Annotated in this window: 17 protein-coding genes and 1 pseudogene; 3 read left to right on the top strand and 15 right to left on the bottom strand. The window is 43.0% G+C overall.

Annotated elements, in window-relative coordinates; genetic code table 11:
- Positions 1–289 precede the first annotated feature (289 nt).
- The 7 genes from ACO4PX_RS01680 to ACO4PX_RS01650 form a co-directional block, all read right to left on the bottom strand.
- A complete protein-coding gene (locus ACO4PX_RS01680) occupies positions 290–2,581 on the bottom strand; it encodes an alpha-galactosidase (RefSeq protein WP_485571099.1) in 2,292 nt (763 codons plus the stop codon).
- Positions 2,582–2,596: 15 nt separating this feature from the next.
- Entirely contained in the window at positions 2,597–3,436 is an 840-nt protein-coding gene (locus ACO4PX_RS01675) for a carbohydrate ABC transporter permease (protein WP_314668592.1), read from the bottom strand.
- Positions 3,437–3,449: 13 nt separating this feature from the next.
- Positions 3,450–4,355, bottom strand: coding sequence for a carbohydrate ABC transporter permease (locus ACO4PX_RS01670; protein ID WP_183684763.1), 906 nt, complete (start codon positions 4,353–4,355; stop codon positions 3,450–3,452).
- 202 nt (positions 4,356–4,557) lie between these two features.
- The gene (locus ACO4PX_RS01665) at positions 4,558–5,901 is read right to left on the bottom strand and encodes an ABC transporter substrate-binding protein (protein WP_485571097.1); all 1,344 of its coding nucleotides are present in this window, start codon (positions 5,899–5,901) and stop codon (positions 4,558–4,560) included.
- A gap of 211 nt (positions 5,902–6,112) precedes the next feature.
- Entirely contained in the window at positions 6,113–7,420 is a 1,308-nt protein-coding gene (locus tag ACO4PX_RS01660; protein ID WP_485571095.1) for an ABC transporter substrate-binding protein, read from the bottom strand.
- Between the two features lie 192 nt (positions 7,421–7,612).
- Complete coding sequence (ptsP, locus tag ACO4PX_RS01655; protein WP_485571093.1) at positions 7,613–9,250, bottom strand: phosphoenolpyruvate--protein phosphotransferase; 1,638 nt, start codon at positions 9,248–9,250, stop codon at positions 7,613–7,615.
- A 12-nt stretch (positions 9,251–9,262) separates the two neighbouring features.
- Complete coding sequence (locus ACO4PX_RS01650; RefSeq protein ID WP_485571091.1) at positions 9,263–11,203, bottom strand: alpha-amylase family glycosyl hydrolase; 1,941 nt, start codon at positions 11,201–11,203, stop codon at positions 9,263–9,265.
- Positions 11,204–11,629: 426 nt separating this feature from the next.
- Between ACO4PX_RS01650 and ACO4PX_RS01645 the strand changes: the two genes are divergently transcribed.
- On the top strand, positions 11,630–12,517 hold the full coding sequence (locus ACO4PX_RS01645; protein WP_485548764.1) for an ROK family protein: 888 nt from the start codon (positions 11,630–11,632) through the stop codon (positions 12,515–12,517).
- 122 nt (positions 12,518–12,639) lie between these two features.
- Entirely contained in the window at positions 12,640–13,968 is a 1,329-nt protein-coding gene (locus ACO4PX_RS01640) for a chloride channel protein (protein WP_485571089.1), read from the top strand.
- Positions 13,969–14,022: 54 nt separating this feature from the next.
- Here the strand turns inward: ACO4PX_RS01640 and ACO4PX_RS01635 are convergent, their stop codons facing one another.
- Positions 14,023–14,244, bottom strand: a complete 222-nt coding sequence (locus tag ACO4PX_RS01635) for a hypothetical protein (RefSeq protein WP_183684770.1) — start codon at positions 14,242–14,244, stop codon at positions 14,023–14,025.
- 404 nt (positions 14,245–14,648) lie between these two features.
- On the opposite strand from ACO4PX_RS01635, the gene ACO4PX_RS01630 reads away from it, so the two are divergent.
- Positions 14,649–15,830, top strand: coding sequence for a PP-loop family protein (locus ACO4PX_RS01630; RefSeq protein ID WP_485571087.1), 1,182 nt, complete (start codon positions 14,649–14,651; stop codon positions 15,828–15,830).
- Between the two features lie 145 nt (positions 15,831–15,975).
- Here ACO4PX_RS01630 and ACO4PX_RS01625 read toward each other — a convergent pair whose 3' ends face one another.
- The 7 genes and pseudogenes from ACO4PX_RS01625 to ACO4PX_RS01595 form a co-directional block, all read right to left on the bottom strand.
- Positions 15,976–16,518: a GNAT family acetyltransferase gene (locus ACO4PX_RS01625; RefSeq protein ID WP_308580232.1), complete on the bottom strand. Its 543-nt coding sequence runs from the start codon at positions 16,516–16,518 to the stop codon at positions 15,976–15,978.
- On the bottom strand, positions 16,515–17,633 hold the full coding sequence (locus tag ACO4PX_RS01620; RefSeq protein WP_448974442.1) for an AAA family ATPase: 1,119 nt from the start codon (positions 17,631–17,633) through the stop codon (positions 16,515–16,517). Before ACO4PX_RS01620 ends, ACO4PX_RS01625 begins: the two co-directional genes overlap by 4 nt.
- 257 nt (positions 17,634–17,890) lie before the next feature.
- Positions 17,891–19,546: a uridine kinase family protein gene (locus ACO4PX_RS01615; RefSeq protein WP_485545617.1), complete on the bottom strand. Its 1,656-nt coding sequence runs from the start codon at positions 19,544–19,546 to the stop codon at positions 17,891–17,893.
- A gap of 27 nt (positions 19,547–19,573) precedes the next feature.
- The gene (locus ACO4PX_RS01610) at positions 19,574–20,362 is read right to left on the bottom strand and encodes a Nif3-like dinuclear metal center hexameric protein (RefSeq protein ID WP_485545616.1); all 789 of its coding nucleotides are present in this window, start codon (positions 20,360–20,362) and stop codon (positions 19,574–19,576) included.
- A gap of 23 nt (positions 20,363–20,385) precedes the next feature.
- Positions 20,386–21,174 (bottom strand): tRNA (adenine(22)-N(1))-methyltransferase, encoded by a 789-nt coding sequence (locus ACO4PX_RS01605; RefSeq protein WP_485545614.1) that lies wholly within the window; start codon positions 21,172–21,174, stop codon positions 20,386–20,388.
- 167 nt (positions 21,175–21,341) lie between these two features.
- On the bottom strand, positions 21,342–23,087 hold the full coding sequence (gene dnaG, locus ACO4PX_RS01600; protein WP_485571086.1) for a DNA primase: 1,746 nt from the start codon (positions 23,085–23,087) through the stop codon (positions 21,342–21,344).
- A gap of 1 nt (position 23,088) precedes the next feature.
- Positions 23,089–23,412 (bottom strand): annotated as a pseudogene (locus ACO4PX_RS01595) (deoxyguanosinetriphosphate triphosphohydrolase); the annotation flags it as partial.

The raw sequence follows: 23,412 nt of genomic DNA, 5'->3' as shown, positions 1-23,412 counted from the left end.
ACAAATTTCGTTTATTTGGCCCATAACGATGTCCCGGAACACAACGTTCTTTTCCGCAATACATCAGCTGTAGGTCGGAAGCCTTATTCTCAGCGTCCTGAAAATTCAAAGAACGCTGTTCTTCCCCCAAAAAACAGCCAAAGGGATCTTTTACAAAATCTACAGTTTGTCTTTCCATCTCAGTAAAAAGAGAGGGAGACCGGGATTAAGAAAAAGAAAAGGGCTTTTCTCTTTGCTTTTCTCCATAGACTCTCCTCTCTCTACCTCCTATATTTATTTTTCTTTCTCCCTAAGACTTGGCATCAATCTTGAATAGGATGGAGGCAAAGTCTCCTCCCTTCCTGCTTAAATCATCTCTGGAGATAGGAATTCCCACTTCCATAAGCTCGCTGCCATAAGCCTGATAATCCAAGCTCTTCTTTTCCAAATTAAAGGAAGCATGTAAAACAGGATTTTCCAATCTTTCCAGACAGGGGCTTAAATCCGCCTGTACTCTGTATAGACGATCCTCCTCCAAGCCCTTTAGCTTAAAGCGAATCCAGGAAGCATTCACATGATTTAAGGTCTGGAAATACATGGCCAAGGCCCGGTCCTTCTTGGGAGATACCACCATAAAAGCAGTTTCATTTCCCTTGAAAGGAGAACGAAGGCGATAAAAATCTCCGTCGATCTGAATCAGCTTCCGATACTCCTTCATAAACTGAATCTGCTTCTTCACCTCTTCAATTTCCTTCTCGGGAAGAAGATTTAAATCCAGCTCATAACCGAAGGTTCCGAAGTAAGCCATATTGGCTCTGGTTTCCAAGGGGGTATTTCTGTAAAGCTGCTGGTTAGGCACCTGCGATACATGGGAACCGATACTGACAATGGGGTAGGCAATGGAGGTTCCGTACTGAATCTTGGCTCTCTCCGCCGCATCCGAGTCATCACTGCACCAGGTCTGGGGAGCATAGTACATCAGTCCCGCATCATATCTGGCTCCGCCGCTGGCACAGGATTCAAAAAGCACATTCGGGAACTCCGTAGTCAGGCGATGATACAAATCATAGACTCCAAGAGTATATCTATGCATCATCTCTCCCTGTCTTTCCGCATCCAGTGCGGCAGAATAGGGCTCGGACATATAGCGGTTCATATCCCACTTAATATAGGAAATGGAGGATTCTCTAAGAATCTTTGCCATCTTTCCGTAAATATAGTCTACAACCTCTTTTCTGGAATAATCCAGTACGTGCTGGTGTCTGGCATGGCTTGGAAAACGTCCCGGAGTAGCAATCATCCAATCCGGATGAGCCCGGTACAGGTCAGAATCCATGTTGACCATTTCCACTTCAAACCAAAGGCCGAACTTCAGACCCAGAGCCTCTACCTTCTTGGACAGGCCTGCGATTCCCTGGGGAAGCTTTTCCAAGTTGGCATCCCAGTCCCCAAGGCCTCTGTAATCATCATTTCTCTTTCCAAACCATCCATCATCCAATACGAAAAGCTCCGCTCCCACTTCCTTTGCCTTCTTGGCAATGTGAAGAATCTTCTCCTCATTAAAGTCAAAGAAGGTAGCCTCCCAGTTATTTAAAAGAATAGGGCGTTCCTGATTCTTGTATTTTCCGTGCATAAGGCGGTTCTTAAAGAAGCGGTGATAAACCTGACTTAAACCGTTCAAACCGTCCTCGGAATAGGCCATCACCACCTCCGGGCTTTGGAAGGACTCTCCCTCGGAGAGGCAATAGGAGAAGTTTTGTGGATTAATTCCCAGCATCACCCTGGTCATATCGAAGGTGGATACCTCCACTTGAGAAAGGAAGTTTCCGCTGTAAACCAGGTTAAAGCCGTAAACCTTTCCCTGATCCTCGTTGGCATCCGGACGAAGCAAGGCAATAAAGGGGTTATGCTCCGCACCGGAACAGGTACCGTTTAAGCTTTGAATACTTTGAATACCCATTTCCAGTTTTCTGGTTTTTACATAACGTTCTCTTCCCCAGGCACCTGCCAAATGAAGCATGGTAAAATCTTTATCCAAGAATTCCACACTCATACTGAGGGCCGCCTCTAAGTAGATTTTTTCCGCTCCCATTTGGGTAAAACAAACATTTCGGCAAAGCACCGGATAGTCTCTATAAAGGGTATATTCCAAACGGAGTTCTGTCTCACTGACAGCATCTACCAGGAAAATATCCAAGGTCAAAGCCTCTTCATCCTCTTCCACATAAGACATTGGTAAGGGCAGGTAGCTTGGCTTTCCCTTCTTAATCTCATAGCCCCGATAACGGAAGTCGGATACCCTGCTGCCATTTTCCTGCAAGATGGAAAAGGCAGGGCTACGATAGTCTCCCGTTCCGTAGGAAGGATATTCCTGGGTGGCATATTGCATAGAAAGTGCTCCCGGCTCCGGAATGCAGACACTCATCTGAGATCGCTGGGCCTCTTCATGGAGAGAAGAGAAACCCTCTCTATCATGGATTCGCTTTCCATAATACAAATGCTCCAACTGCTCATTTTCCATTACCCGCATAAGATAGGAAATCTTCTCATTATATAAATGAAAAACTCTTTCTTTTTCGTGAAAAACAATATCAAAAGCCATTCTACTCCTCCAATCCTAGAGCTTACCGCCACTGGTGGCAATTCCTTCAATGAATTGCTTCTGGAACAAAATATATAAAACGATCATCGGAACACAGGCAATCAGGGATGCCGCCATCAGTTCCGGGAATTTCATCACATACTGCCCCTGCATCTTTGCCAAAGCAGAGGATAAAACCAACATATCCTTATCCGTATTTACAATCATGGGCCACATCAAATCCTTATAGGCAAAGAGGGCTGTAAAAATTCCCAGTGCCACCATGGAAGAACGCATCAAAGGCATCATAACGAAAAGGAAGGTTTGTCCGATATTACAGCCATCCAGTCTGGCAGCCTCCTCCAAATCCTTGGGAAGTCCCATAAAGCCCTGTCTTAAAAGGAAAGTTCCAAAGGCGGTAACCAGTCCCGGGAAAACCAACGCAAAAATCGTATTTAACATTCCCATCTTGGAAACCATTAGATACTGGGGAATCAAAAAGACCTGATTTGGCACCATCATTTGGAATAAAACCAGGGAAAATGCCAGGTCTCTTCCCGGAAAACGGAGTCTGGCAAAGGCATAGCCCGCCATAGTTGCCGTTACCACCGCACAAAGCACTCTAAAGAAAATCAAAAGCAGGGTATTTCTATAGAGCAGAAGAAAATTCATATTGGCAATAACCGCCTTGAAGGCATCTGTTCGCCAAACCTTCGGGAAGATAATAAAAGGATTCACGGAGGTTGCCTCTGTAGTACTCTTAAAGGCTGTCAGTACCATCCAGAAAAAGGGAACCAACATGGTAATGGAAATCAATACCAGGGTAAGATGCACGACAAAACTACTGATTTTTCTATTTCTCTCTAAGCTATCCATAGGTACTCCTTTCTTAATTATAGTAAACCCACTTCTTCTGCCCGATCATCTGCAACACAGTAACCAGTAAAGTCAGAAGGAGGAGCACCACCACAATGGTTGAACCATAACCGATGTTTTTGTTTACAAAAGAATACCTATAGAAAAGATATACCAAAGACTGGGTTTTTCCCAGCGCCGGGTTGGTGTTATCAATAACCATATAAATCAAGTCAAATACCTGTAAGCTGGCAATGACTCTGGTTACCAAAACAAAGAAAATTGTGGGAGAAAGTAAAGGCAGGGTAATGTTAAAGAAGCTGGAAATACCGGTTGCCCCGTCAATCTCCGCCGCCTCATAATAATCTCCGGGAATTTCCTGTAATCCCGCAAGGAAAAGCACCATGTTATATCCCAAAATAGACCAAATACCGATTACCGCAATACTGTAAACGGCAATACTTGGGCTGCTTACCCAGTTAATTTTGCTATGAAAAATATGATTTAACAAACCGAAGTCGGAATTATAGAGCCAACGCCAAACCATGGCAATGGCAGCCGGGGCTGCCACCATGGGGAGGAAGATAATGGTTCTATACACCGATCTCCCTTTAATTTTCTTATTTAACAGCACTGCCAAAACCAGGGAAATAGCTATGGAGAAGGGGACTTCCACAATCGCATAACGCACCGTATTCAACAGGGCCTGCCAGATTTCCTTATCTGCAAAAACCTTCTGGTAATTTTGCAAGCCAACAAAAATATTTCCTCTACCAAAGTCTCCCGTCTTAAAGAAGCTTTGATAAATGGTGTTGATAATCGGTATAATATTTAAAACCACCAAGCCGATTATCGTTGGCAGGATAAATAACCAGCCCCAGATAAATTCGTTTTTCTCTCTACTGGTAAACGAAAATCCTTTCTTTTTCTCTTCCGCCATAGCTACTCCTTTTCTACTAAATACCGGACTTTAATCTTTTTTTGCAAGTTTTTATTTCCTTGCCTCATTTAGCGTTTTGAAAGCTTTCAAAAGCGCCGTGGTTAATGCCGTTAAAAATGCTGTCGTAAATGCTATTAAGAATGCTTTTTGAAATGTTTTGATAAACACTGTTTTAAATGCTGTTTCGCTCATTTTTATATATTTACTTAGCATGCTCTTCGGCAAGCTTCTCATTCATCTGCGCCGCCATCTTTTTACAAGCTTCCTCCATCGTCAGCTCTCCGGTATATACCTTAGTAACCAACTCTGTATTGGCATCCTCCCAGGTTACTGTGCTTCTGGAGAAGGGAAGAATCTCCATATCTTCCATCATATTGAGATATGCCTGTAAATTAAAGGGCGCGCTCTTTGCCCATTCCTGAGAAGTACCCTTGTAAGCCGACATAGTGATGCCAAGCTCTGCCTGCTTTCTCTGTGCCTTTTCGGATCCCATGTATTCGATCAGTTTCCAAGCCTCTTCCTTATGCTTAGTGTTGGCTGCCGCAGCCCATCCTAAACCATTGTAGATAGACACTCTTCTTCCGGTTACTTTATCCTTCGGAAGCTCTACGCAATCCGCATTGGCTAAGCTGAAATCATTCTTCTTATGTGCCGCAATCATCCAGGAACCCTGGGTAATCATTGCCACCTTGCCGGACTGGAACAAAACATCTTCTGAATTTTCGGACATGGTCTCTGCGGAAGGAATCAAATCTTCCTTAATCCAGGTCTCCAAAATCTGCATAGCTTCAATACTCTTCGGATCGTCATAGCCGGATTTTGTCTTGTCATCATTTAGAATGTATCCGCCTCTGTCCAAAATCATATTGTAATAGCCTGCCTGATCATTGTTCGGCTTTAAGCAAAAACCATACTGAGAACCATCCGGCTTTTTTAGCTTTCTGGCAGCTTCCGTTAAATCATCCCAGGTCCAATCTGCAGTTGGATAAGCTAAGCCCGCCTCATCAAACATTTTCTTATTGTACCAAAGAGCAATCGTATCGATATCCTTAGGTACTGCATAGTCCTTGCCCTCATAGCCGTAAAGACTCCAGATATCTGTGGGATAATTCTCCTTCTGAATCACTTCGGAATTCTTAATGTAATCCGTCAGATCCAGAAGCATGCCGTTACTCATGTACCGCTCCGACTCATTGGAATGCATCCAGAAAACATCCGGTAAAGATCCGCCCTGTGCAGCAGCTTCCATCGCAGTCCAGTAATCCGCCCAACGCACAACGGTAATCTTGGTTTTAATCCCTGTTTCTTTCGTGAAATCCGCCATGATTTCTTCCAGTCCGGGCTCCTGGTTGGTATCCCAGATGGACACGGAGAGGGTTACATCCGAACTCTTTTCTCCCTCTGCTTTCTCTGTTTCCTTAGCGCTCTCCCGGGCTGTTGTTCCGGCGCTCTCCGAAGAATTTCCCCCGGAATTTTCCGTCTTCTGTCCACAGGCCATCAAGCCTAACAGGCTTAAGCCAAGTGCCAATGCGTACTTCCTTAACATACTTGCCTCCTTTTAAAAAAGTGTAAAGGTAAGCAAACAGGTATTCCCAAGGAAACATCCCGGAAATTTTAGAAAAAGAGGCTGTAAAAAAAGAATTCTTCTCTCATCCCTTCTTTTTTCACAACCCCTCTTCTATACGCAATCGACCCTGGTACTTTTCTTTTAAACGAGATATCGCACACTACGCGTGCGATACTCGTTAAGAATCAAATTACTTCTGCTCTTCTGCGAGCTTTTCATTCATTTGTTCAGCCATCTGCTTACATGCTTCTTCCATGGTAAGCTCTCCGGTATAAACCTTGGTAATGATTTCATTATCTGCATTTTCCCAGCTTACAGTACTTCTGGAATAAGGACGAATTACCATGTCATCCATCATGTTCAGATAAGCCTGCAGGTTAAAGTTTGCACTCTTTACCCATGCATCGGAGGTTCCCTTGTAAGCGGACATGGTTACTCCAAGTTCAGCCTGCTTCTTCTGTGCCGGCTCAGAACCCAAATACTCAATCAGCTTCCATGCCTCTTCTGTGTGCTTACCGTTCTTTGCGGCAGCCCATCCTAAACCGTTGTATAAGGAAACTCTCTTACCTGTTTTAGCATCCTTGGGAAGCTCAACGATATCGGCATTCTGCGCTGTATACTCATTAGCCTTGTAGCTGGCAATCATCCAAGAGCCCTGAGGAACCATAGCTACCTTTCCGGACTGGAACAATACTTCCTCTCCATTCTCGGACATCGTCTCAGCGGATGGCATCAAGCCTTCCTTAATCCAAGTATCTAAAATATTCATTCCTTCGATGGTCTTTGGATCATCCCATCCGGACTTCTTCTTATCATCACTGATAACATATCCGCCCTTATCATAAATCAGGTTATAATATCCTGCCTGATTGTTATCCATCTTTACTGCCAAGCCGTACTGAGAGCCGTCAGACTTTGTCAGCTTTCTTGCGGTTTCCGTTAAATCATCCCAGGTCCAGTCGGATGTAGGATAAGGAACTCCCGCCTCATCGAAAAGCTTTTTATTGTACCAGATTGCAATGGTATCAATGTCCTTAGGAACTGCATAGTAATGGTCCTTGTAAGTATAAAGTCCCCAGATATCCTCCGGATAGTTCTCCACTTTAATCTTATCGGAAGCCTTAATCTTATCTGTCAAATCCAAAAGCATATCATTGCTCATATAACGCTCTGATTCGTTAGAGTGCATCCAGAAAACATCCGGTAAAGATCCTCCCTGTGCTCCTGCCTCCAACATAGTCCAGTACTCATTCCACTTTACAACGGAAATCTTGGTCTTGATTCCGGTCTCCTTAGTGAAATCAGCTAAAATCTCCTTAAGTCCCGGTTCCTGGTTGGTATCCCAGATGGCTACGGAAAGCTCGTCAGAGGAAGCTCCCTGCTCACCGCTTCCGCTTGCTGTACTCTCGGAAGAAGAGCTCTTGCTGCCGCCACAAGCAACCAATCCCAGGGCCATAAGCCCCATCACTACTGATACTGCTAAACTTCTTTTTTTCATCTTTTCCTCCTAAAGCGCAAGAGCCTCCGCACAAAAACCTTCCCGGAATCAGCTTCAAAAAAGCATACCCCGGTCGGTTTCGAAAAAATCTTTCTTCTCCGGCTTCGCTCTTGAAAACAATATTCTACCCCATATTATACTTCCGGCAGGAAAATATAATATGGAAAAATGTTGTGATAATACAGAAAAATGTTATGGAATTCTGTCATATTCTTTGCTACTGTCACAGCAAAGAATTTTCTTCTTTATCGGCAAGATGGAAGGACCGTTCATGGATAATTTTTCCACTCCCAAATGGAGAAAGAACGCCGTAAAATCCGGGTCAGCCGCAAATTCTCCGCAGACTCCCACCGATATCCCCGCCTGCTTTCCCTTTTCCGCCACTTCTTTGATGGCTCTCAGAATAGCAGGATGCTTTTTATGATAAAAACTGTGTACCATGGCATTTTGTCTGTCTATCGCCAAAAGATACTGGGATAAGTCATTTGTACCGATAGAGAAAAAATCAACTTCTTTAGCCAGGTCCTCCGCTATAAATACTGCTGCCGGAGTTTCTATCATCACCCCTAAGGGAATTCTTTCCGCTATGGGAATCCCTTGTTTTTCAAGCTCAGTCCTGCATTTATGGAATAAGGCTTTACTTTCTCTGACTTCTTCCAAGCTACTGATCATCGGAAGCATCACCGAAAGCTTACCGAAGGCGGAAGCCCGCAATAAGGCTCTTATTTGTGTACAGAACATTTCCTTTTCCATAAGACAAAAGCGAATGCCCCGAAGACCTAGAGCAGGATTTTCCTCCTTTGCACCGGCATGATAGGAAAGCACCTTGTCCGCTCCCAAATCACAGGTTCGGATAATAACCTCTCTTCCCTTCATTTCCTCCAAGATTTCCCGATAGCTTTGAAACTGTGTTTCCTCGGAAGGAAGCTTGCCTTCCTCTAAAAATAAAAATTCCGTACGATACAAACCGATTCCTTCAGCACCGGATTTTAGCAGCTTCTTGGCATCTACCGGAGACGACATATTGCCATATAATTTTATGCGTTTTCCGTCTAAACTGACACATTCCTCATCTCTCAGTTTTTCAAGCTCTTGCCGTTCTTCTTTCTTTTTTTCCATAAGCTCCCGGTAAAAAGCCAGCACTTCCTCCGTAGGAGAAAAATAAGCCACTGCTTTTTCACCGTCAATAATACAGTATTCTCCGTCTTCTATACCCTTCAGTCCCTTGCATTGTACCAAAGCCGGAATTCCCAAGGATGCCGCCAGAATCGCTGTGTGACTTTGTAAGGATCCCTTCTCCGTAATAAATCCCAACAGCTTATCTTTCGGAAAACGAATGGTATCCGAAGGCCCCAGGTCCTCTGCCAGTAAAATACAAGGCTCTTCCTTGGTGGCAACTTCCTTTCCGCTTAGAATAGAAAGCATCAAGTTCAGAATATCCTGCATATCCTCCGCACGTTCCCGAAAATATGGATCCTCCATACGGCGAAAAAGCCTTTCTTGTTTGCTAAAGGCTTTTTTCACCGCATATTCCATTGTATGACCCTTTTGTACCAGGCTAAATACACTGTTTTGCAGAATTTCGTCGGAAAGCATTAACGCATGAACCGAAAATATCTTTGCATCTTCATTCTGCATTTCCAAAAGAGCCTTTTGATAATATTCTTCTTCCTTCGCTATCGACTTTAAAAAGGCTTCTTTTCCCCTCCTTTTTTCCTCCTCTATGCCTTCTTCGGATTTTTTCAGGTAGGAAAATTGAAGCTTCCTTTTAAAATGTACCGGCCCCATGGCAATGCCTGAAAAGGCGGAAAGTCCTTCCAGTATCTTCATAAACTTTCCTCTTTAAACAAAGGAGGTTTTCAACCACAAAAATCCATGGGCAGGAAGGACAAGGTCTCTTGCTTTACAGGACTTTCCGGAAAGTAAATCCACGTAATCCTCCACTTCGGACACATAGGCCACCTGCTCGGATCTGGCAAAGTTGTAGAAGCAAAGAATCTTTTCTCCCTCATAATATCTTCCAAAGGCAAGGACATGGATGTTCTTGGTATCAATTATCCAAGTATCCGCCATGGTTGAAAATGCTTTATGCTTTCTTCTTAAATCCTCCAGCTCTTTCAAACCGGTGAAAATCTTTTCTTCTATACTGCCCTTTTTCTTTCTCTTCTCCGCCTTTTCCCATGGGAAATTGCCACGATGAAGATAACGGGAATCTACCTTCTTGATGTTATCCTCATGATAGCTGTAGTCATTTTCCTGTCCAATCTCATCTCCGGAATAAAGTACCGGAATACCGGACTGACTCAGTAAAAAAGCATGAAGCATTAAGTCAAGCTGCAAAGCTTCTTTGATTTTGCGCTCATCCTTTTCATAAGCAGCCGCTTCCAATCCGCAAAGAGATGCGGTGGTACCGCAGAGTCTGGCATCTCCCCGTACCGGATCATCATTATACAGCTCTCCTCTTGCATCGGAATCCTCTGTAAAGCCTCTGAAATAAGCATTTAAAAAGGCCTTATGAGGAATTTCCGTGATGGAGAACTGCTCCAGAAAAGCATAGTCCAGCCCCCAACCGATGTCATCATGACAACGAAGGTAGTTCAGGAATACCATATCCTTCGGAAGGGCAAAGACCTGTCCCAGCTGGTGCTGCATCAAACGGGTATCCTGGGTAGCTACGGTATGCCAGGTAGATGCCATAGTGGTAACATTATACAGCATGTGACACTGGGGCTTCTCCAGACTTCCAAAGTAAGGAACTACCTTTTGAGGCTCCATTACCACTTCTCCCAAAAGCAATACACCGGGAGCCACTATTTCCATCGCCATACGGAAGATGCGAACTAAAGTATGTACCTCCGGAAGATTTCGACAGTTTGTACCCAGCTTTTTCCAAATATAAGGAACCGCATCCAGGCGGAAAACATCCGCTCCCTGATTACACAGGAAGAGCATATTTTCCAACATATCATTTAAAACCGTAGGATTCCCATAGTTCAAATCCCACTGATACGGATAAAAGGTAGTCATAACAACCTTTTTCGCTTCTTCACAATAGGTGAAATTACCGGGAGCGGACTCCGGGAAAACTTGAGGAACTGTACGTTCAAATTCATTGGGAAGCCCCCAGTCATTAAACATAAAGAAACGATCCTGAAATTCTTGTTCGCCGTTCTTGGCACGTTTTACCCACTCATGATCCTCGGAGCAATGATTCATTACAAAATCCAGACAAACGCTGATTCCCTCTTTATGGCAGGAAGCGCTCAGACTTTTTAAGTCTTTCATGGTTCCAAGCTCAGGCTGAACCTTTTGGAAATTGGATACCGCATAGCCTCCATCGGACTTTTCCTTGGGGCTTTCCAAAATAGGCATCAAGTGCAGGTAGTTAAAACCGCATTCCTTGAGATAAGGGATTTTCTGCTCTACACCCTTAAGATCCCCCGCAAAACAGTTCGTATACATCAGTACCCCTAAGAGGTCATTTCCTTTAAACCACCGGGGATTTTTCATTCTTTCCTGATCCAATGCTCTTAACTCCGGATCTCTCTCCTTGGCGTACTTATCCAAAAGGGATAGGAAGTAATTAAAGGACTGCTCATTACTTCGGTAGAGCTCATAATAAAGCCATTTCAACTCGTCCATATGAGCAGCAAGACGATTCTGATAGGCTTTGATATAATCCTTTTCTAAATGATTGTCGGACTTTGCTTTCCCGGATGTTTCCTCAAGCTTTAAACTGTCCTTCTTATGCTCTGTCTTTACGACTTCTTTATTCTTCCCCATACCGACTTCCCTTTCTTATTACAGCACCCACCCTAAACAAGTGGCATTGTCACCCCAAAAACATCCTATTTCGGAAGAAAAAGACTTACGTCTATCCTTAGATTTTTTAAACTGAATCTTCGGCAGAAATCTTTGTCTTCTTTTTAAAACATTTTTCTTATTATACCCTAAAGCAAAATAAGCAACAAGGAAAAGTGAAAAACTTAACAGGGATTGTCTTCTATACTAAAAAGTCGGATTCCCACGGTACAATGCATAAAGATAGGAAGAAGATTTAAGAAGAAAAAGCGAATATACATTGCATTTTTTTCAAGCTTTCTATACACTGAAGGATAAAGAAATTGTATGGTTTCTGTATTTCATCATAAGAAAGTCGTCCGATGTTTTGTTTGGATGTGTTGTTTGGAATTAAAGCGAGGTAAATACATGTATTACGGATCCCTAGAAGCCGGTGGAACTAAGATGATTTGTGCCGTTTGCGAGGATAACGGAAAGATTATTGAGCAAGTTTCCATTCCCACATTGAGCCCGGAGGAGACCATTCCCAAAATCATCGATTATTTTAAGGATAAAGACATTGTCGCCCTGGGTGTAGCCTGCTTTGGTCCCATTGATTTACATAAAGATTCCAAAACCTATGGCTATATTACCAGCACCCCGAAGCTCAAGTGGCAGAACTATCCTTTGCTTCCTACCTTACAGGAAGCTTTATCCATTCCCATGGGATTTGATACGGATGTAAACGGATCTCTACTGGGAGAGATTTCTTTCGGTTCCAGTAAGGGTATGGAAAATGCCATTTACCTAACCATAGGTACCGGAATCGGTGGAGGTGTTGTCAGTAACGGAAAATTACTGCACGGTATGTTGCACCCGGAGCTTGGACATATGCTCTTAGTTCCCCATCCAACGGATGCCTTTGCAGGAAACTGTCCCTTCCACAAAAATTGTTTCGAGGGCATGGCCTCAGGCCCTGCCATCGAAAAAAGATACGGAAAGAAAGGCATTGAACTTGTAAATCAAAATGAAGTTTGGGAAATTGAAGCCTACTACATCGGTCAGGCTCTATGTAACCTAATCTTAACCCTCAGTCCGGAGAGAATTATTCTGGGAGGCGGCGTAATGCATCAGGAACAGCTCTTCCCTTTGATTCGTAAAGAAGTAGCCGCCCAGTTAAATGACTATCTCAAAACCAAAGAATTAGCAGATTTAGACCATTATATCGTCCCCGCCAGTTTAAATGACAATCAAGGTATACTGGGATGTTTACAGCTTGCCATTGATGCAAAAAAGGAAGCAGAGGCAGTAAGATAAAGAATTTAAAAGGGGCTGTAAAGATCAAAATGATTTTTTACAGCCCCTTTTATTTATAACGAGTATCCCTCGCAAAGCGTACGATATCTCGTTTAACATAACAGAAAAAGGAACCTAGAAGGATGAATACCCAAAACGAATTGAAAACAGATGAAAATACAGCAGATATTTTGAATAAGAAAGGCCAAAGTAGAATTGAAAAGCTTGAAAAAATCAAGGTGACTTATAAAAACGGTTTAAAATGGATTCTGCTGGGTACTCTTACCGGTGCTATTATAGGCAGTATTTCCGCCTTTTTTGCCCATGGTATAGTACTGGCTTCCGCTTTTCGGGTAAAGCACCCCCAGCTTCTTTTTGCCCTCCCCTTTGCCGGACTTCTTTTGGTCTTCGCCTACAGCATTCTGTCCGATAAAAATAAAAAGGGTACCAATCTGGTGATTGAGTCGGTGCGAAGAGGAGAAAAGCTACCGGTAGAAATGGCTCCCCTGATTATTTTCAGCACTGTGCTTTCCCATCTCTTCGGCGCTTCCGTAGGACGAGAAGGTGCCGCCTTACAGGTAGGAGGGTCTCTGGGCTCCAGTATCGGCAGGATTTTACATCTTTCTGAAAAAGAGCAAAGAAGAATTATGATGTGCGGAATGAGTGCAGCTTTTTCCGGACTCTTCGGTACCCCCATAGCTGCAGCCATCTTTGCCATAGAACTCTGCACCGTAGGCAGTATTTACTATACCGCTTTACTCCCCTGTACCGTTTCCGCCTTAACAGCCCATTTTTTTGCGGAAAAAGTCATTCATGCGGAGGAACCGAATCTTGCCCTTTCTCTGATGGCGGAAATGAATTGGTCATCCGCCCTATATACTCTTCTTCTGGCAATCGCCGCTGCTTTGGTAAGTATCTTATTTGTTTCCTGCGCCCATAAAGCAAAGGATTTGTTTAGCAAATATTTTCCAAATCCTTACCTGCGTATTTTTGTAAGTGGAGCTATCGTTCTCCTTGCTACTTTGGCTCTAAACACCAATATCTATAACGGAACCGGTATCCAGCTGATTATTCAAACAATCCATAATCCAAAGACGAAGATTTTTCTCTTTGCCTTTTTCTTGAAAATTCTCTTTACTTCCGTTTCTCTTGGGGGCGGATTTCAGGGTGGAGAGATTGTTCCTTCCTTGTTTATAGGAGCAACGCTGGGCAATGCATTAAGCCGATTTTTGCCATTGGACCCTTCTCTATGTGCGGCACTGGGAATGACTGCCCTCTTCTGCGGCGTCACCAACTGTCCTCTGACCGCCTTACTCATCAGCTTTGAGCTATTCGGCTTCCAGGCCTCTTCCTACTTCCTTTTAGCCATCGCCATCAGTTATCTATTCTCAGGGAATTACGGACTTTACCACAGCCAAAAAATACTCTTTTCCAAAACAGAGGAAGAAGAAATAAATGAGCATACCCATTAGGTATGCTCATTTATTTCTTAACGAGTTTCCTTCGCAGTGCGCGGGGTATCTCATTTAGCCTTTTTTAAAACGGTTCGCCAAGCCCTTATCCTCCGGCTTAACCCGCAGATTAGTAACTTTCTCTTCTTCCCCCGGTCTTTGAATCTTTAATTCCAGAATGGTTCCTTCCGGTAATCCCTTGCCAAATTCTATCTGTAGGAACTTAGCTACCTTGGGGTGGTTTGCCTGAAAATCATCCAAGTCTCTACTAAACTGCATTAACTCCATGGGATTCATGTCATTTCTCCTTTTCTTTATGATTCGAATTGTTTCTCTACTACCCGATAAGCACCCAACATAACAAGCACTCTTCTTTGCATAATGCTTTCAGTTCTTTCAATGCTATCATTACTTTATGCTGTCTTGATTTCTGTTAGCCTAGGCTAATATTTTCCCAAAAGAGCATAGCCTAAGTTCCTTTTTCTGACAAGTATTATTTTGCCTCTTTTAGCTTTATTGCCCCCATGATCGTCTTTCCTTTCTCTTTCCGACTATTCTATACCTTGGGCTATATCTTCATAATATGCTTTATTTTGCTTCCATAGTCTCTTTATGCTATACTGCTTCGGTGTATTTTAAAAAGAATACTGTGATTATTTTAAAAAGAATACTTCTATTACATTATTGAGAAGGACTGAAACATGAGTAAAATCAAAGAAATCTCCCCGGAAGCCTGGGAGAAGGAAGAATATAAACACTATACCCCCATTGACCTAAGGGAAGCAGAGGAATATGAAATCGGACACATGGACAAGGCCCTCTCCTATCCCATAGAGACTTTGCTGGGGGAGGAAATTCCCCTGTCCATAGAAGGACAGTATCTCCTTTACTGCAAATACGGCACCCTTTCCAGAGAGCTTGGTGAACGACTTTCCGACAGGGGCTATCAGGTGGCAAATCTGGAGGGAGGATATGGGAAATATGTTTTGCAGCAAATCAAGAAGGCCGCAAAACAGGAGGAACGACAGAAGGAAATCGAATTAAGCCTTAGAAAAAAATTCAAAAAGTCTATCTTTACCCCCTTTGCCAAGGCCATCAATGATTATGAGTTGATTCAAGAGGGTGATTCCATCTGTGTCTGCATTTCCGGCGGTAAAGATTCCATGATTATGGCAAAGCTTTTCCAAGAGTTAAAACGGCACAACAAATTCCCCTTTACCCTGCATTTTCTCTGTATGGATCCGGGCTATAACGCCTACAATCGACAGATTATTGAGGAAAATGCCGCTCTTCTGGGGATTCCCTTGGAGTTTTTCCAAAGTGATATTTTTGAATCGGTTTTCACCATAGACTCCTCTCCCTGCTATGTTTGTGCCAGAATGCGAAGAGGACACCTGTATTCCAAGGCAAAGGAGCTGGGCTGCAACAAAATCGCCCTTGGACACCACTTTGATGACGTCATTGAAACCGTCTTAATGGGAATGCTTTACAGTGGACAATTCCAGGCCATGATGCCCAAACTCCATTCCACAAACTTTGAAGGAATGGAGTTGATTCGTCCCCTCTACTATGTTCGGGAGGAAGACATTATCCATTGGCGAAATTATAACCAGTTAAACTTTATCCAGTGTGCCTGCAAATTCACCGAAACCTGCAGCTCCTGCCATGTGGACGGCACCACCAGCTCCAAGCGCTTGGAGATTAAGAAACTGATTGCTTCCCTAAAGGAGGTGAATCCCTTTATCGAGAAAAATATCTTCCGCTCCACGGAAAATGTGTCCATCAATACCATCTTGGGCCTAAAAACCGACGGAGAGAAGCATTCCTTCTTAGAATGGTATGATGAGGGCTTTGAATTTCCGAATACTGAAATTGAAATATAAAAATATATTGCTTTTTAATATAATATAGACCTGAATAGGGGTAGTCTCACATTCCCCCTTCAGGTCTATACTGTATTCTTAAAGAGCATTTCTCGTATAGCATGCATTATATAGATTAAACATGGAAACTTTTACAGCTCTACCTTTATTTGCGTTTTATCAAATCCGCTAAATACAGCTCTTCTTTTTTATGAGAAGATTTTATCCTTTTGTATTCAAGGATAGTCTGTACCAAAACATCCACTCTATCACCAAAATAATCTTTATAAAATTTCGTACTGTTATCGTACTTTTTCCTGCCTAAGCTTATATGCATTTTAGCAAAATCCTTAGGTTTTACTGTGGATTTATTTTTCTCAAACTCAGCGACTTTATCTTCTGCAATTAGAAACAACATTTCCAATTCCGGTTTAGTACAATACTTCTCAATTCCTATAATCTTGCCTTTGTAGTCTTCCGGTATCTTTAACCTTTCCTTTTGTGCATCTCCTATCCGCATAATTAATACATCATTGCCGGGATAAATGTTTAATTCTGTCCGAACCTGCCCATTACCGGTAATTTGTCTTGCATGATAGGGAGTCAAGCCCAATAATTCATCCTCTCCAAAGATTAATCGATTATTTGCCAAGAGGATACGAATAATTTCCAGTTCATTTGCCCCTTCGCACATGATTAATCTTTTCATTCCTTTAGCTTCCTCTTTAGGCTCATCAGCTCTTCATAATTTACAGCAGTTTGAAAAGCATTGTTATAATACTGCTTGCTTTTCAGAAGTTCAGTCCTGATTTGATAGTCTTCATACATGTTAGAGAGGGATACATGCTTTCCTGACTTACAAATCCATATATTATCCTGTCGTCCCATCTGATCCAAAACCTCACAATAGTGGGTAGTAAAGATTAAAGAAGCATTCTTCTTATTGACCGATTTATCCTTGTACAAACTGATCATATTTTCTACTAGAGTTTTATGAAAATGATTTTCTACTTCATCAACCAAAAGATCAAAACCTTCTTTTAAAGAAGCAACCATTAAGGTATACAGCAGTAATCCCTTTGTTGTACCGCTAGACAAGATATAAATCAGCTGGCTATCAGAAAGATACTTCTCTTCCCCGTTAAAAACCAATCTGTAATTATGTTCGTCCAAGCTTTGTAAATGTTCAATATTGTCATCAAAAATACGCATAATGTTTTCCAAAACCAAAGTATCTATGCTGTAATTTTTTAAGGCTTTGAAAATCATACGATAAGTCTCTGCTCCATTTCCAAAACTTTCGAAATAAATAGCTCTTGTACTTTTTTTTTCTAAGACAAAAAATACTTTGGATATATCCTCCGGCAATGTTCCATACTCATCCATTTTCTCGAAAGAACTATCTTCATACAGTTCATGAATACGACTTTTATAATATTTTTTTCTATATAGCTTTTCCTCTTTAAAAATTGCCTGATTACTGAGAGATATGTCCGTAGCCAATAAACTTTCATACTTATAAATAAATCCTGCATGATAAAAGACTATCTCCAATTCTACACCGTCATAGTCATAGTGTTTATCTTCTAAGCGAAAGTCTCCCAAAATAGAATAGCAAGCATCCAAAAGTTCCAATGCAGAGGTTTTTCCGGACGCATTTTTTCCAATAAATGCCATCGTATTATAAACATATAAATCAGGCGCAATCTCCTGCAGTTCATACTCTTTATCTTCTGCAGTCTTCCTCGATTTAGCTACCAAATCAATAGTAAATCCCTCTATACAGTTTTTAAAATTTTTGGCTTTTACATAAAGTAATTTCATCCCTCGCGCCTCCTTTGTTCTGCTTTTATAGTATATCAGCTAAGTATGATTTAAACAATATTTTTGTTTTAAACTTTATATATTTTGCAAAAATCCATGATTTACACTAATATGTTGATGATTCTATGGTTTTTTCTATATTTTAGTTTTTCTAATAAAAAAACTTTAGCTAATTTCGGTTTGAAAAATCAGCTAAAGTTTTTTGACATTTTTTATGCTATAGATTTTAATTTTAAATCTACATTCCGATCAAGGCTTTACCCTACATGCAGACAGGAACCGCCGATAAACTCACGAATAATGGAGTTCTTCGGAATGGACTCCGGGCTTACGGGAAGCACATAGTCCAGGAACTTTAAGAGGCGCTTTGCCTCCTGGTAGGCGGGACTGTCATTTTCAATCTGGAACAGTAGAGGCTGGGCAAAAATCTTCAAAACCGCAAGCTCATAAATCAGCGCAGAATTGACCATCACATCCGCCCTCTCCTGGAAGGGGAATATGTAATTGTCTTCGCCCCGTCTTACATTTTTCCAGATGGAAATGGTATCCTCCGCAGAATAACCTCTGGTTCTGTTATCTCTTACCATTCTACGAAGCAGGCGCACATCCGTTGTGGGAATACGGTTATGCTCATCAATGTTCAGGGGTGTTAAAGCGGAAATGTAAATGCGGAACTTACTTTCCTCCGGCAGGGAGGTGGACATTAAGTCATTTAAGCAGTGGATACCCTCGATAACCAAGACATCCTCCGCCTCCATTTTCAGATAATCTCCCTTATACTCTCTTTCCCCTGTGAAGAAATTGTAACGGGGAAGCTCCACCCTTTCTCCGGAAAGAAGAGAGAGCATATCCTTGTTAAACAACTCCAAATCCACACACTGAATGGACTCAAAGTCATAATTTCCTTCCTCATCTCTGGGAGCCTCCACTCTGGCTCTGAAATAATTATCTACAGAGATAGCATGGGGCTTTAGGCCAAGTGCGGAAAGCTGAATGCTTAAACGCTTGGAAAAGCTGGTTTTTCCGGAGGAAGAAGGTCCCGCAATCAGTACCACTCGCTTCTTCTCCTTAAAAATAGACATGGCGATATTTCCGATTTGCTTCTCAAAATAAGCTTCCTGCATCAGAATAAGAGAATCCGTATCTCCCTGAACAATCTGCTTATTCAAGGCGCCGATATCCCCGATTCCCACCTTTCTGGCCCAAAGGGAGGATTCCTTTTGCACCTGATAAAGCTTATCCATCGGACGGAACTCCGGAAGCTCATCGGGTTTCTCCGGTGTTGGCAAAAGCAGGATAAAACCGTCTCCATAGGGAAGCAGGTCAAATAAAGTTACATAAGAAGTGTTTTGCAGCATATAGCCGTAGAAATAATCCTGGAAATTCCCCAGGGAGTAAATATTGACACGGCTGGTCATACGATAACGGAAGAGCTCCTCCTTGGAGTGCATGCCTACCTCCCGGAAGATAGCTCTGGCATCCTCGGTGGAAACGGAGCGCTTCATAATCGGCATCTTCTTTTCCGCATACTCATGCATGGAAGCCTTTACCTTCTCTAAAAGCTCCTTCGTAATCTGCACATCTCCGGAGAGGAAGCCGTAAAAACCGCCCCCAAGAGTGTAATCCATATTGACTCTAAAGCCCGGCACATCCTTACAATGATGATAAAAAGCTTTTAAAAGCATAAATACGGCAGAGCGGTGATAACTCTTCATACCGATACTATCCTTCAAGGTTAAAAATGTACATTCCTGATCTACATTGGGAATTCTCTTATGCAACTCATAAATACGCTTTCCAAAGCGTACCAAAACGATTGGATACTCCTCCATATCCTGAAACAAGGGAACCAAGTCTTGAAACTTACTTCCCTCCTCTAACTCTACCACTCTTCCTTTTGCTGTAATTTTCATGGACATCCCTGACCTTTCTATTTAGTTTTACAGAATTTTTCCTAAGAAAACTTCCTTTTCCTCTACGCAATCTATCTTAGGAAAATGTCGGCGAATCTGCTCGCTCATATAAGGCACGAAGAATCGCTCCAAGCCGTAATGCCCTGCATTAAGAAGGCTAAGCCCCTCTCCCAAGGCATCCACTGCATCATGGTGTCCCAAGTCTCCGGTGATATAAGCGTCTGCACCGCTAGCAATCACATCCTTCATAAAGCTCTTTCCGGAACCCGGGCAAACCGCAATTTTTTGGATGGGCTTTCCGCTGTCAAAGTACTCAATATAGGGAAGAGCAGCCTTTTCCTTCACATAGGCCGCAAGTTCTTCACAGCTAAATGCCTTATCCACCCGAGTGTAAAATCCTATCCCCTGAGATATGCCCTCCAAGCCGGGAGAAACTTCCTGAAGCACCCCCTCCTTTTTCCAAGATAGCTTAGAGCAAATCAAATCTCCCATGCCCTCCTTTACGCTGTCGAAGTTGGTGTGCATGCTAAAGACGGAAATCTTATGTTCCGCCAAAGTAAGAAGCAACCTTCCCTGCTCATTGTCTCCGGTAACAGATTTCATCCCCTGAAAGATAAAGGGATGGTGGCTCAAAATAAAATTACAAGAATGGGCAATAGCCTCTTCCACCGACCTTCTCTGCACATCCAGACAGACATAGACCTTGCTAAGCTCTTCTTCCTTCTTTCCCAGCAAAAATCCCACATTATCCCAGTGCTCCGCATACTGCTTCGGTGCAAATTCCTCCAAAAAGGAAATCAGCTCTTGTTTTTTCATATTATTTCTCCTATTTATTTCTCCTATCCAAAGTACCCAAGCCCCTCTTTCACCCGTTCCAGCTTCTCTGCTATCGCCTTTTGGGGATTTTTCAAAAGCATTTCTTCCAAATGCCTTTCCTCATCCTCTAAAAGCTCCTTTAAAACCGGATCCTTTTTTGCCAGAGGAAGCCAGCCAAACTCCCATTCCACTTTGGATATTTCGAAAGAGTCCGAAGTTGTTCTCTCGATCTCCGATTCTTTTCCCCCAATATTCATACTGATTCTCTCTGCATCCGAATTTGTCGCCTTAAGCTCCGGGACTTTCGCCCCGGTATCCAAAGTATTTTTTTCCCTATCTGAATTTCTACGCTTTTTCGCCAGTAAGATACGATAGAACTTATTTTTCTCCTTCACATAGCAGTCTTCCACAAGCTCCATATAGGGATATAAAAAGCGTCGAACCTTCTCATAGTCGGACTGGGGAGAAAGTAAAATCGTTTCAAACTCCTCTATTCGCCTTTCCAAAATCTGAATCATCAATATCCCCCCCATACCGGAGAGAAGAAGATGCTTACATTCTCCCTTTTCCAAGGCTTCCAAACCATTTCCCAGACGGCAAGTGATTTTGTCCTCCAGCCCTCTGAAACGCACATTTTTCTTTGCCATCTCCAAGGGCTCTTTTCCGATATCACAGGCAAAAAGCTTCTCCGCCTTTCCCGCCTCATATAAGGCAATGGCGGTATAGCCATGGTCGCAACCGATATCCGCAATACTGTCCACCACCGGATATAAGTCCACCATAGTCTGTATCCTTGCCCCAAGTCCCTTCATCTACACACTCCTTTAGTGAGAAAAGAAATTCCCCCGAAACCTTTTTATCTTTCCCCAAAACTCTTTTCGCCTCGATATACCGGCAAAGACTATATTTCGTAAAAAAATCCAATCTCTATATCCAAACTGTAATCTCTGCGAAGCCAAATATAGCTTTTTTAAGTCTTTTATCCGGAAAAGCCGGAGAAATGCTCCCACTTATCCTTCTCCCGGAACAAACGGGAAAGCTCCTCTCCGTCCATAGCCTCTGCAATAGCCTTTTCAATCCCCCGCAATTTAATCTGCCGGATAAAGTCCAGAAGCATTCTTTCCTCTTCCTGTCTTTCCAGATCCAAATGATACAGGTCTCCATGATAAAGCGCCATACACTTTTGGTATTTTTCTTCCTCTCCTCGGAAACCGTCCATGATTTCCTGTACGGCCTTTCCCTCCTGTAAAGAAAGGAAGACCTGCCTGCAAAGCTCCTCCCTCAGGTCCTCTGCCTTGATATACTGAGAAACCGGCCCGATCCACTCCTCCTTTTGCAATAGGAGAGAAAGGAACTGCTCCTCCAAATTATCCGTTAAGCTCTTTTCCCGCTTATTCTCCTCCCGTCTTCCCTGCTTGGAAAGAGCAAAGGAAAGCTGGGATTTTTCTTCCCCCTTTTGTACCAGATACAAAAGGTTCTCTGCAGACAAAAGCTGCTCTCTGGCCACTGCCTTGCAATAATTTTCCAGCTCCACAGGGTCGGAAAAGCAATCCCTAAGCAGGGCGGCAATCGCCTCCATATAGCCCTGCATCTCTCCCGGATCTTGCAGGTTAAAGCCGGACTTTAATTCCTCCACCTCCCACAGGAAGGCATTTTTTGCATTATGAATCCGCTCCATAAGAGCATCCTTCCCCTCCGCCTTTAAAAACTCATCCGGGTCCTTATAGGGCTTTAGGGAAATGACCTTTGCCTGAATTTCCTTTTCCCGTAAGATAGGAATGGCCCTCTTACAGGCCTTTCTTCCCGCATTGTCACTGTCAAAGCAAAGGAGCACCGTAGAGGTAAAACGCTTTAAAAGGGCGGCCTGTTGCTCCGTAAAGGCGGTTCCCAATGCTGCCACTGCCTCAATACAGCCTGCCTGGTGCATGGAAATCACATCCATATAGCCTTCGCAGAGAATCAGATAGGATTCCCTACTTCTTCTGGCAAAGTTCAAGGCAAAAAGATTTCTGGATTTGTCAAAAAGCTTGGTTTCCGGAGAGTTTAAGTACTTAGGCTCCCCGTCCCCCATGACTCTTCCCCCAAAACCGATTACCCGATGGTGAAGGTCCATAATGGGGAAAATCACTCGATTAAAAAATTTATCTCGAACACCGTTTTCTTTAAAAGTAAATAAACCGGAAGCTTGTAGCAAGGAATCCTCATAGCCCAGGGATTTACAATACTGATACAAAGCATCCTTTTCCTGTACCGCATAGCCAAGACCGAAGTGGGTAATGCTTTCCCCGCTTAAGGCTCTCTTTCCCAAATACTGTAAACCCAGCTTTCCCTTGGGACTACGAAGCTGTTTTACGAAGAAAAGGGCGGCATTTTTATTGATTTCCAAAAGCTTATACCGAAGATCCTCTTCCCCCTTATTGCCTCCGCTGCTTTTTTCAGGAAGACTGACATTGGCCCGCTCCGCCAGCTGCTCTATTGCCTCCACAAAGCTTAAGTTCTCGTACTCCATCATAAAGCGGATGCTGTCCCCCGCCTTACCGCAACCAAAGCAATAAAAAATCTGTTTCCCGGGAGAAACAGAAAAAGAGGGAGTTTTCTCCCCATGAAAAGGGCAGAGCCCAAAGTAGCTGGAGCCCTTCTTTTTCAAATGTACATATTGTCCTATTAAATCCACGATATCCGTTCTTTGCCGGATTTCCTCTACGATATCTTCTCCATAGTACATATCAGTCCTTCTCCCAGGCCTTCGGAACAAAATACTCCATGAACTTGTGGCTGCAATACTCATCCGTCATGCCGGAAATGTAATCCGCAACAATGCGGTCCAAAAGGAGCTTGGGATCTTCCTTCCCTTCCTCTTCCCCCTTTTTCAGCAGAAAACGATACTCCTCCGCCATTTCCAGAGGGTGCTCCTGATAAAAGGAAAATAAGAGCTTCAGCATGCCGTCTACCTTCCACTCCTCTTCCTTGGCCTTACTGCTGGAGTAAACATTTTGAAACATCCACTTCCGAAAGCCCTGCATATTATCCTCCATTATGGGCTCCAAGGA

This window comes from Oribacterium sp. (assembly GCF_057249185.1).
Note: the sequence above shows the minus strand (reverse complement) of the source record. Positions and strands in the feature narration are given on the sequence as shown.